This is a genomic window from Saccharothrix lopnurensis, assembly GCF_042658445.1.
GTDB classification, from domain to species: Bacteria; Actinomycetota; Actinomycetes; order Mycobacteriales; family Pseudonocardiaceae; genus Actinosynnema; species Actinosynnema lopnurensis.
On the sequence record NZ_JBHSQO010000001.1, the window covers coordinates 44,394 to 54,340 of the forward strand.

Below are 9,947 nucleotides of genomic sequence, written 5' to 3' on the forward strand. Positions count from 1 at the left end.
GGACTACCTGGTGTGGATGTGGTGGTCACCCGCGTACCAGCGGGACCGGCCGTGCCACGGGTTCACCGGGTGCGGCGGGCGGTCGTCGTGCGCGTGCGCCGGGAGCGAACCGAGCGTCGTGGCCACCCCGGCCGCGCCCAACCCGGTCAGGAACCTGCGGCGGGCCACCGACAGCGGCCGGTCGTCCTCGGCGTCGCGCCGGCTGCCCTCGACCTCCTCGTGGTGGTGCTCGTGGGTGTGGCCGTGGTGGTGGTGCGACATCCTGGCGGCTCCGATCCTGAACCGAACTGCGGCGGACCGAAGTATCGTGATCCCGCTCCGTGGTGTGGCGGGGCTCGGGCGCGAACAGCCGGTGAACAGTTGGTCACCCGCGCGCCGGTCTACAACGGACTGCCGGTGCCGGGGTCGCGCGTGGTGCGGCCGGGTGCCGGGTCGGCCGGCCGGCGCGGGGACGGCCCGCGGTCGGCCAGCGCGCCCGGACCGGCCGCGAGCGCCACCGCCGCGAGCGCCAGCGCCCGCGCCACCCGGCCGTCGTCGGCTGCTGCGGGCCGAAGCCTGCCGAGCGCGCCTCGTCCCGGGCGACCGCCACCTTGCGATCACCTGACAGCTCGCCGGCGAACCCCCACCGGGCGGCCCGGTCGGGTATGCCGGACGTCGTGACGCGCATCGGGACCGGTGCGGTGGGCATCGGGCTCTGCCTGGTGGTCATCGCCGGGGGGCTGGGCTCGGCCGCCGGCGCCGGCGTGCGGGGCCGGGTCGGCGACGTCGTGCTGCGCGTGGCCCCGGCGGTGACCGAGGGCGGGTCGCCGTTGCGGCCCGGGGACGACGCCGTGGTCAGGTTCAGGGTCTTCGCCCAGCACGGCGCGGACGACGAGCTGGTCTCGGTCGGCAGCGACGAGGCCCGGCGGGTCGAGCTGCGCTGGGACCGCGACTGCGACGGCGCCGCCGAACCGGTGGCGACGCTGCCCCTGGAGGGCGGTGTGGTGCCCGGCGGCGGTGCGGGCTCGGACTACCGGGTCGTGCTGGTCGACCTGGGGGAGGGGGTCACGGTCGGCTCGACGGTGACCGTGGAGTTCGGTTTCGCCCGCTCCGGTGACCTGAGCGTGACCGTACCCGTCACGTCCGCGGTCGTCGGCCCGAGCAGGTGCGCGGGCGCCTGAGCCCTTCCGGGGTGGGCCGACCGATCCCGTGGCGACGCGATCGCAAGACAAGCGTCAGGTCCACCTCCGCCGGACGGTGCCACGATCGGGGGAGGCCGCGCAACGGCGTGCGGCCGCCACCGGTGCAGGGGGAGGAGGGCGCCGTGACGTCCGTGGGAACGCGGTCGCCCGCGACGGGTCGCGGTGCGGCGACGCGGCGCGGGCCCGGGTGGGACGCGGTGGTCTCGCTCGGGGTCGTGCTGGGCTTCTTCGCCGGCCTGTGGCTGCTCATGGCGCCCTTCGCGCTGGGCTACCAGACCGCCGTCGGCGACTTCGACCCCCGCTGGCACGGCGTGCTCGCCGGTTTCGCGGTGGCGGTGTGCTCCCTGGTCCACGCCATGGCGCCGCGGGAGACGCCGTGGCTGGGGCCCGTCCTGCTGCTGGTCGGGGCGTGGCTGGTGGTCGCGCCGTTCGCGGGACGCTCCCCGGAGCTGGGGATCGCGGCCGTCAACGAGGCGGTCACCGGCGCCGTCGTGGTGGTCGCGGGGGTGGGCGCGTCCGCGAGGGCGGCTGTCCGGCGGTGGGGCGCCGGGTGAGGGCGCGCCGCTGTTCCGGGACCCCGCCCCGGGCCGCCACCGAGGAAGGCGACGACCGGTGACCGTGACCGCCCGCACCGCCGCACCCGCTGCCCCGGGTGGGGCGGACCCGGTCCGGCCGATCACGTGCCCGTGGTGCGACCGGGTGGCGCAAGGTGATCGTCAGGTGCAACCGGACATGTCGGTGGCAGACTCGATGCCGTGCCCCGAGAAGCCGCAGCCACGCGTCCCCACCGCCTCGGGGCGGACCGGGGGCGACGATGAGCGCGGGTTACGACAGCGCCGGCTACGACACCGCCCTGCTGCTGATCCGGGACGACAGGGCGCTGTCGCGGGAGCAGGTCGCGCTGTGGTTGCGCGACCGGCTGGCCGGCTGGCCGGAGCACGACGTCCTGCGGGTCGGGCTGATCGTGGTCGAGCTGCTGGACAACGCGCAGCGCCACGGCCTGCCCCGCTACGTGCTGGAGCTGGTGCTGGACCGGGGGACCGGGACGCTCACGATCAGGCTCCGCAACCGGGCCACCGGCGGGGCGGTCGACCCGGTGCCGGCGGCCGGGCTGCTGATCGTCGAGGCGCTGAGCGAGCAGTGGGGCGTCGTGCCGCTGGCCGGCAGCACCACCACCTGGGTCAAGGTGCGGTTCGACGACTGAGCTCGGCCGGCACGCCCGGCCGCCGCACCGCTACCTGACCCGGCGGGGTGGCCGAGCCGGTCGGGCCGGGCCGCTACCGCACGGTGGCCTCCACCATGCTGTCGTGCCGGCCCGTGGTCCCGCTGTGGGGCACCCGGTGGCCGCACGTCGCGGACGGGCCGACGGTCACGCAGTTGTTCCGGTGGCGAACCCCTCGCTCGCCTTTTGTGACGACCGGTGCCCGGCGGCGGTCGGTGCGGGAATTGCGGTAACGGAGCCCCGCGGTGCGCGATAGATCAATGCCGACACCACCGAATCCGCATTTCTGCGGAATTAGTGTTCGGAAAGGGGACCGCCATGTCCCGAGTCGCCTCCGCCCTCGCCGCCGTCCTGATGACCGTCGCGTCCATCCCGTTCGTCGCACCCGGCACGGCCGCCGCCGTGGGCCTCGACCTCACGTGCACCCCGCCCAGCAGCGCGAGCCTGCTCTTCGACCCGCCCGCGACCAACTCCCCGCAGACCATGGCGCTCTCGGTGTCCCGGCAGTACGGCCCGTGCGTCTCGGCCACCCGCCCGGACATCACCTCGGGCCACTCCAGCGCCACGGGCACCTCCCAGGGCGCGACCTGCCTGAGCCTGCTCGGCGCGAACGCGATCACCATCCCGATCACCTGGAACACCGGCGAGACGTCCACCCTGTCCGGCAACAACGTGTCGAGCCTGAGCGGCCTCGCCCTGACCGTGGTCACGACCGGCACGGTCACCTCGGGGGTGTTCGCGGGAGCGACGTTCGTGCACACCATCATCTACCCCAGCACCAACATCCTGCTGTGCAACCTGGGTCTGGGCACCCTGTCCGCCCTGTACGGCCAGGTGGTGCTGGAGATCATCACCCCGTGACCGGTTCGGCGTCCGGTCCCGACCCACGACCGGATCAGATGGCGTCGAGCAGACCGGTGAGCGGTCGCGGTACGCGGTCCAGGGCGATCGCCTCGGTCAGCAGGCGGGCGTAGCGGAGTTTGCGCTGTGAGCCGGAGCCGAGGAAGCGGCGCAGTTGGGCCGCCTCGTCCTTCCCCCGCCACGCGGGTTGCCGCTGGACCTTGCGGAACGCGCCGACATCACCGTGGGCCGCGAAGACCTCGATCACCCGCGTCGGCCCGGCGGCGCGGATGAGTTCGTCCTCCAGGTCCTCGACGCAGACGTGGAAGCCCGACCGCTCCAGGTCTTCCCGCGAACCGTGCGCGCCGAGACCGGCCAGGGCCAAGCCGCGGCCGACCACGTGCGCCTCACCGACGTCGCAGAGGCCGGCCAGTCGTGCTCCGGTTCCCCGCGGGCCGAACCGGCGCAGGTAGCGGGCGGCACCGTGGGCGCCGCGTTGAGCAGCCGCTCCATCACCGGCTTCGAACGGGCGTAAGATGTCCGTCGTGGAGGATCTTGCCGAGTGGTTGCGCGCCAGGCTCGACCAGCTCGCCCACGAACAGGGAGTGGGGGCGTCCGAGGCAGGTACCGGCGGCTTCCGGGCCCTGTACGACGGGTACAGCGGTGTCCTGGAGGAACTCGTCTCGACACTGGACCTGTACACGGGCACGGCCGACGAGCGCCTACTGGCCGAAAGCCTTCTGCGGAGGCTGTCCGTGCCGTTCCGCGATCACCCCGGGTACCGGGAGGAATGGCTGCCCACCGACGCGTGATCGCCCGGGTGTCCGGTGTTCCGGATGCCGAGGAGCAGGGAGCCATTTCACCGTCGGGAACCTCGAACGTCGACCGCCACCGTGGTGGTGCGGGTGCAGAGCCCAGAGGTTGTGACCGCGTCACTCGAACGGCAGATTGTTCGACATAAAGGCACCGCCCAGTATGGGGTGACTGCCCGACCGTCGGGCGTCGCGAGGGGGGCCTCCGTAATCCCTGTGCGCTTTCGGGGAAGCGCACGGTCTGCCGGTGCTGTGGTCGATCACCCGCACCTGCGGTTCCGCGTTTTCGTCATGAGACGGAATTTCGCGTGATCCTGTCCGGGTAAGACCGCGTCGACGGTGGTGCGTGACAGCGGGGTGCGCTCGCCGGGTTTGCCACAGGGGTGGATTTCGTGCGTTCTCAAGGTCTTGTTCCCGTGCGGGTCCAGGTCGTTGCCGGTCGGGATCGTCTCGTGCGCGGCACCGGTGGCCTCGGCCGCGCTCGTGCACGCCGCGAACCGGAAGAGGCTCCACTCCAGCGAGGGCCCGCCGGCCCGCGAAGAAGCCGAACGGCTTCGACGCCGCGGTGAGGCGCTCTGCCGCACGAACGGCAGCGCGCCCGGAACGAACTCCACAGGAACGAACTCCACAGGACAGCGAGACCGGAACACCGCTGGAGGAGATCCTCAGCCGCCGGTCGCGCACAAGGGAGGGAATGATGAGAAGGTTCTTCGCGGTACTGGGCGCCGCCGTCATGATGGTGGTCCTGCTCACGCCGCCCGCGTCGGCGGCGTTGCCCGCGCCGGCGTTCGGGTCGGCGATCGACGCCTACGCCCAGTACGTGGGGCAGTCGACGTGCGACCCGGACGCCAAGCCGGGCGTCGTGGGGTTCCGCGACATCCTGACGGCCGAGTACGGGCGCGGTGGCGGCATCAGCCGCGAGTGCGACCAGGGTGGGCAGAGCGAGCACAAGGAGGGCCGCGCGCTCGACGCCTGGTTCGACGCGACCAACGCCACGCAGAAGGCGCAGGCCGCCGAGGTGCTCAACTGGCTCTTCGCCACCGACCAGCACGGCAACACGCATGCGAGGGTCCGCCGGTTCGGCGTCATGTACATCATCTGGAACCACCAGATCTGGCGGGCGTACGAGTCGTCGAAGGGCTGGCAGACCTACACCGGCGCCAACCCCCACACCGACCACATCCACTTCAGCTTCAGCTGGGCGGGTGCGCGCAAGCAGACCACGTGGTGGACGTCCACGCCGCGCGGCCTCGCCGCCGAGAGCGTGAACGGCGACAAGTACGACGACCTGCTCGCGGTCGACCCCGGTGGCACGCTGCGCGTCTACCCGGGCACGGCCACCGGGACGTTCGGCGGCTCCAGCGACATCGGCCCGGGGTGGTCGCCGTACAACCGCATCGGTGTCGGTGACACCAACGCCGACGGTTTCACCGACATCCTCGCGACGAAGGCGGACGGGTCGCTGCACTACTGGCACAACTCCGGTCAGGCCACGTTCGAGCGCGTACCCGACATCGGCTCGGGCTGGCACACGGTGGAGTGGTTCGCGGTGCTCGACGTCAACGGTGACAACCGCGCCGACGTCGTCGGTCGCGACGGCGACAGGCTGTACTGGTACCCGGGCAGGGGCAGGGGCGCGTTCTCCGAGCGGGCGTTCGTCGGTGAGGGCTGGGCGACGTTCCCCGAGTTCGCGGGCGGCGACGCCGACGGTGACGGCGACGGTGACCTGTGGGGGACGAACGCGGCGGGCGAGCTCTACTTCTGGGAGGGCAACGGCAACGGGACGTTCTCGAGCAGCCGGAGGGTCGGCTCCGGGTGGGGTGGATTCGGTCCGTTCAACGTCATGGACATCAACGGTGACGCCAAGGCGGACCTCGTCGCCGTGCGCGCCGACGACAACACCCTGTGGCGCTGGCTCGGCAGCGGCACCGGCGGCTTCGCCGTGGCCGTGCAGGTCGGCTTCGGGTGGAGCGGCTACCGGCTCGCGCACCACTAGGGCTGCCCGGAGCCGGCGGCCCTCCTCCCGGTTGGCGCGACCGGAACACGCCTTGTCCCCGGAGACCGGAGGGAGGTGGACCTCGCCGGTCGACCGTCGCGTGAGCGCCCGGGCAGCGCCGCCGTCGAACGCGCCCGCCGTTGCCGTCATCAGCGATCCGGGGACCGGTTCTTCCGCTTTTCGACGGCGCGCATGACCGTTCCCGCGCCGAGCAGGACCAGTCCTCCGGCCAGGACCGCCGGTAGCGCACCGGGTGCCTCGTCCCGGAAGACGACGGCGAGGACCAGCAGCACGAGCCAGAACGCTCCCAGCAGCAGGCGCTTCACAACCACGGGACACCCTCCTCGGGATCGACGGGTCCGTCCTCGACCGACGACGGTGCCGCGCGCAGGGGGTCCTCCGGAGTGACCGCGTGAACCCACCGGAGGACCCCCTACGAGGTGGCGGAACTATTGTTGTGCGGGTTTGACGAGCCTGCCCAACCCGGCGCCCAGTGAGGTGAACGCCGCCCCGCCCACAACGCCCCAGAAGCCGTCGGTGGAAACGTCGCTCCGCGTTCCGCCGGCCACCTGGGACCCGATCGCCGCCCCGGCTCCGCCCAGGAAGCCGCCCATGAGCGCGAAGGCCGGCAGGCACCCCACGCCGGTGCCGCAGGCGGCTGTGACGAATGCCGTTGCCGCGAGCCCGCCGACACCGCCGCCGATGGTGGCACCACCGCTTGAGCTGAAGCTCCCGCCGGTGGGGTCGCTGTTGTTGATCGGGTCGCCCCCCGCGTAGTTGTACGGGTTGGGTTCCTGACCGGTGGGGTCGGGTGAGAAGAAGCGGGCGTAGCTCGGTTCGTAGACGCGGTAGCCGAGCAGGTAGTGGCCGCGCTGGAGCTGGTAGGCGCCCAGGTAGCGGAACGGGTTGGACGCCGCCGCCGTGCCGGTGGCGGTCACCGCGCCGTAGGGGGTGTACCTGTACTCCGCGGCCAGGTTGCCGTTCGTGTCGACCAGCGCCAGGACACTGCCCTGGTGGTCGGTGATCGCGCCGTAGCGTGAACCCGCCCTGTCCTTCAGGCCGACGAGCAGGCCCTCGGTGTCGCGGGTGTAGCTGGAGCGCGTCCCGTTGTCCACGGTCTCTGTTACCCCGAGCGCCGTACGGGTGAACACGTGCGTGGTCGTGGTGCCGCTGGTGAGGGTCTCGGTGACCGTGCGGGGTTGGGTCTGGTCGCTGGTGTCGTAGTGGAGGTCGAGCACCTCGGTGGTGCCCAGGTTGCCGGTGAGCAACTGGTTGGTGGGGCTGTGCGTGACGGCGGAGTCGGGGTTGGTGGTGGACTCGTAGTTGCCCGCGCCGTCGAAGGCCACCGTCGTCTCGTTGGACCCGGTGTACTGGTCGGCGGCGTTGACGGTGTAGGTGCGGCCCTCGCCGGACAGCAGGTTGGCGGCGTTGTCCAGGGTGTAGGAGCCGGTGCCCGCCCTGGTCAGGCGGCCCAACCCGTCGTAGGTGTAGTCGGTGGTGACGCCCTTGATCGTCTTGGACTGGAGCTTGTCGGTGTCGCTGCCGTCGGGGCGGGTGTGGCGGTAGGTGGCTTTGAGCAGCTCCGCGCCGGGCTTGGTGACGGTGATGGAGGTGTGGCGCCCGGCGTTGTCGTAGCCGGTGGTCTGCACCGCGCCGCCGGGGAAGTTCGTGGTGGTGCGCCGGTCGGCGTTGTCGTAGCCGAACGTCGTGGTGCCGCTGTAGGCGTCGGCCAACGAGGTCAGCCGGTCGGCGACGTCGTAGGCGTAGGTCGCGGTGCCGGTCGGGGTGGTCAGGGTCTTGAGGTTGCCGACCTCGTCGTAGGTGTAGGACACCACCTCGGTGCCGCGGGTGACCTTGGTCAGCTGGTTGCGCGGGTCGTAGGTCAGCGTCCGGGTGACGCCGGGGACCCGGGTGGAGGTGAGGTTGCCGTTGGCGTCGAAGTCGTTGGCCTGCACCACGGTCGCCCCGTGCTCGGCCGACACGACGCGGTCGAGCCTGTCGTAGCCGTAGTCGATCTTGACCCCGTTGCCGTCGGTGACGCTGGTGATCCGCGACAGCGAGTCGTAGGTGTAGGTGGTCGCGCCGGCGGGCGCGGGCGGGGCGGCCTTGGTCAGGTTGCCCGCGGTGTCGTAGGTGTAGGTCGTCGTCGCGCCTTTGCCGTCCTTGCGCGTGGTGACCAGGCCGCGGTTGTCGTGGGTGTAGGTCTCGATGTCGGCGTTCAGGCCGGTGGAGCGGGTCCTGGTCAGGTTGCCGCGGGTGTCGTACTCGCGGGTGGCCTGGTTGCCCGAGGCGTCGGTGACCTGGGTGGGCAGGTGCGGGTGCGCCGAACTGGTGTAACCCACGACGTTCTTCGCGCCGGTCGGCAACTGGGTGCCGATGAGGTTGTTGAGCGGGTCGTAGGAGTAGGTCGTGGAGTGCGACAGGCTGTCGGTGGTGGTGTTGACGTCGCTGTTGGCCGTCCAGGTCCGCGACTGCTCGTGCCCGAGCGCGTCGGTGGCCTTGATCTGGCGGCCCTTGTCGTCGAACTCGTGCACCGCCGGGTTGCCGTTGGCGTCGGTGACCGTGGTCTTGCGGTTGGGCCGGTCGTAGGCGTAGGTGGTGGTGGCCGTCGTCCCGCCGGCGAGAGGCTTGGTCAAGGACGAGACCCGGTAGTCGTCGGTGTAACCGATGGTGTAAGTGCCGCCACGGGGGTCGGTGATGGACTTGAGGCGCGTGGTGCCGTGGTAGGTCAGCGACACCACCTTGCCGTCGCGGTCGGTGTAGCTGGTGAGCTTGTCGCCGGTGTAGGTGAAGTTGCCGAAGGTCAGCCCCGCCGGGTCGGTGATCGAGCTGATGCGGTACGAGTTGTGGCCGAAGGTCGTGACCCGGCCCTGGGAGTCGGTGATCGAGGCGGTGTTGCCGTCGGCCGTGTAGGCCATGGTGTTGGTGTTGCCGTTGCGGTCGGACTGCGAGAGCAGCCAGCCGTCGGCGTTGAAGCGCCACTTCTCCCGCGAGGAGTCGAACACCAGGGTGAACGTGCCGTCGGAGCCCTTGGTCAGCGCGGCGTTCAGGCCCGGCACGCGCTTGTAGCCGCCGTCGGGGTTGGGGCTGAACAGCACGCAGTAGCCGTTGGGGCCGTGCATCTCCACCGAGCCGCTGTCCCACAGGGACAGGTACACGCCGCGGCCGGTGTTCAACTGCCAGTTGTCGAAACCGTTGGTCCCCCAGTCGTTGCTGTTGTAGACGTGGTCGATCGACAGGTTCATCCCGGTGCCCTTGAGCGTCAGGTCACGGGCGATGACGAGCAGGTTGCCGTTGTTCAGGTTGACCGCCAACTCCAGGCGGTCGCTGATGCGGTGGCGCTCCATCGGGTAGGAGGGCAGCGCACCCGGTCGGTCGCCCGACGAGCTGCACTGGACCGTCCTGGTCCCGACCTCCCCCTGTGCCCGCGCGGCCGGGACCTCGGGCGGCAGACCGCCCGTCGGGGTCCGGTTCACCTCCGCCGGCGGCGTCCACGTCCGCGGCGCCCGCACCACGTCACCCGCTGCGGGCTGGGCCTGCGCCACACCCGTCACCACACCCGCCGCCAGCGCCACGGCCATCACGGTGCTGCCGAACGCGCGCAGCGCGAAACCACGCAGAAAACTGCGTCTCACAACGATTCCCCCTCACGGAACCGGACACCCCCGGCGTCCGGCACACACCCGGCGCACACTCGGGCACCGGCACGTCCGAAACTAATGACCACCTCCGCGAACCGCACGCCGGTGAAGAGGGTCACTCCAACGCAGCAACGCCAAGCTACGCACAGTCAGAATTACGGAAGGCGGATGGGCCGAAAGGGTGGTCCGCGCCCCTGGGGTCGGGCCGGGCGGGGCTGCAAGCGGCGGCGGGCGGAACCGGCCCGACACGCCTGC

General features: G+C 71.5%; 12 protein-coding genes. 6 read left to right on the forward strand and 6 right to left on the reverse strand.

The genetic code is table 11. From position 1 onward, the window contains the following. Positions 1–3: 3 nt before the first annotated feature. A complete protein-coding gene (locus ACFP3R_RS00230; RefSeq protein WP_380631523.1) occupies positions 4–261 on the reverse strand; it encodes a twin-arginine translocation signal domain-containing protein in 258 nt (85 codons plus the stop codon). A 119-nt stretch (positions 262–380) separates the two neighbouring features. Further along, positions 381–524 carry a hypothetical protein gene (locus tag ACFP3R_RS00235; RefSeq protein WP_380631525.1) on the reverse strand — a complete coding sequence of 48 codons (144 nt, stop codon included), beginning with the start codon at positions 522–524 and terminating at the stop codon, positions 381–383. 132 nt (positions 525–656) lie between these two features. Here ACFP3R_RS00235 and ACFP3R_RS00240 point away from each other — a divergent pair, with 132 nt between their 5' ends. The 4 genes from ACFP3R_RS00240 (at position 657) to ACFP3R_RS00255 (ending at position 3,264) form a co-directional block, all read left to right on the forward strand. Beyond that, positions 657–1,160 carry a copper chaperone PCu(A)C domain-containing protein gene (locus ACFP3R_RS00240; protein ID WP_380631527.1) on the forward strand — a complete coding sequence of 168 codons (504 nt, stop codon included), beginning with the start codon at positions 657–659 and terminating at the stop codon, positions 1,158–1,160. A gap of 143 nt (positions 1,161–1,303) precedes the next feature. Then, positions 1,304–1,735, forward strand: a complete 432-nt coding sequence (locus ACFP3R_RS00245) for an SPW repeat domain-containing protein (RefSeq protein ID WP_380631529.1) — start codon at positions 1,304–1,306, stop codon at positions 1,733–1,735. A gap of 260 nt (positions 1,736–1,995) precedes the next feature. Continuing rightward, positions 1,996–2,385 carry an ATP-binding protein gene (locus ACFP3R_RS00250; RefSeq protein WP_380631531.1) on the forward strand — a complete coding sequence of 130 codons (390 nt, stop codon included), beginning with the start codon at positions 1,996–1,998 and terminating at the stop codon, positions 2,383–2,385. A 336-nt stretch (positions 2,386–2,721) separates the two neighbouring features. Further along, positions 2,722–3,264, forward strand: a complete 543-nt coding sequence (locus tag ACFP3R_RS00255; protein WP_380631533.1) for a hypothetical protein — start codon at positions 2,722–2,724, stop codon at positions 3,262–3,264. Positions 3,265–3,298: 34 nt separating this feature from the next. Here the strand turns inward: ACFP3R_RS00255 and ACFP3R_RS00260 are convergent, their stop codons facing one another. Further along, a complete protein-coding gene (locus ACFP3R_RS00260) occupies positions 3,299–3,643 on the reverse strand; it encodes a hypothetical protein (protein WP_380631535.1) in 345 nt (114 codons plus the stop codon). A 145-nt stretch (positions 3,644–3,788) separates the two neighbouring features. On the opposite strand from ACFP3R_RS00260, the gene ACFP3R_RS00265 reads away from it, so the two are divergent. Continuing rightward, positions 3,789–4,055 carry a DUF6221 family protein gene (locus tag ACFP3R_RS00265; protein ID WP_380631537.1) on the forward strand — a complete coding sequence of 89 codons (267 nt, stop codon included), beginning with the start codon at positions 3,789–3,791 and terminating at the stop codon, positions 4,053–4,055. Positions 4,056–4,315: 260 nt separating this feature from the next. Here ACFP3R_RS00265 and ACFP3R_RS00270 read toward each other — a convergent pair whose 3' ends face one another. Next, entirely contained in the window at positions 4,316–4,669 is a 354-nt protein-coding gene (locus tag ACFP3R_RS00270) for a hypothetical protein (RefSeq protein ID WP_380631539.1), read from the reverse strand. An 83-nt stretch (positions 4,670–4,752) separates the two neighbouring features. Between ACFP3R_RS00270 and ACFP3R_RS00275 the strand changes: the two genes are divergently transcribed. Further along, positions 4,753–6,051: an FG-GAP repeat domain-containing protein gene (locus tag ACFP3R_RS00275; protein ID WP_380631541.1), complete on the forward strand. Its 1,299-nt coding sequence runs from the start codon at positions 4,753–4,755 to the stop codon at positions 6,049–6,051. Positions 6,052–6,200: 149 nt separating this feature from the next. Here the strand turns inward: ACFP3R_RS00275 and ACFP3R_RS00280 are convergent, their stop codons facing one another. Both ACFP3R_RS00280 and ACFP3R_RS00285 read right to left on the reverse strand, forming a co-directional pair. After that, entirely contained in the window at positions 6,201–6,377 is a 177-nt protein-coding gene (locus ACFP3R_RS00280) for a hypothetical protein (protein WP_380631543.1), read from the reverse strand. Between the two features lie 123 nt (positions 6,378–6,500). Further along, complete coding sequence (locus ACFP3R_RS00285) at positions 6,501–9,686, reverse strand: RHS repeat-associated core domain-containing protein (protein ID WP_380631545.1); 3,186 nt, start codon at positions 9,684–9,686, stop codon at positions 6,501–6,503. Positions 9,687–9,947 lie beyond the last annotated feature (261 nt).

Coding starts and splice junctions, on each gene's coding strand:
- ACFP3R_RS00230 (WP_380631523.1), bottom strand. CDS start 261: ATGTCGCACCACCACCACGGCCACACCCACGAGCACCACCACGAGGAG.
- ACFP3R_RS00250 (WP_380631531.1), top strand. CDS start 1,996: ATGAGCGCGGGTTACGACAGCGCCGGCTACGACACCGCCCTGCTGCTG.
- ACFP3R_RS00255 (WP_380631533.1), top strand. CDS start 2,722: ATGTCCCGAGTCGCCTCCGCCCTCGCCGCCGTCCTGATGACCGTCGCG.
- ACFP3R_RS00275 (WP_380631541.1), top strand. CDS start 4,753: ATGAGAAGGTTCTTCGCGGTACTGGGCGCCGCCGTCATGATGGTGGTC.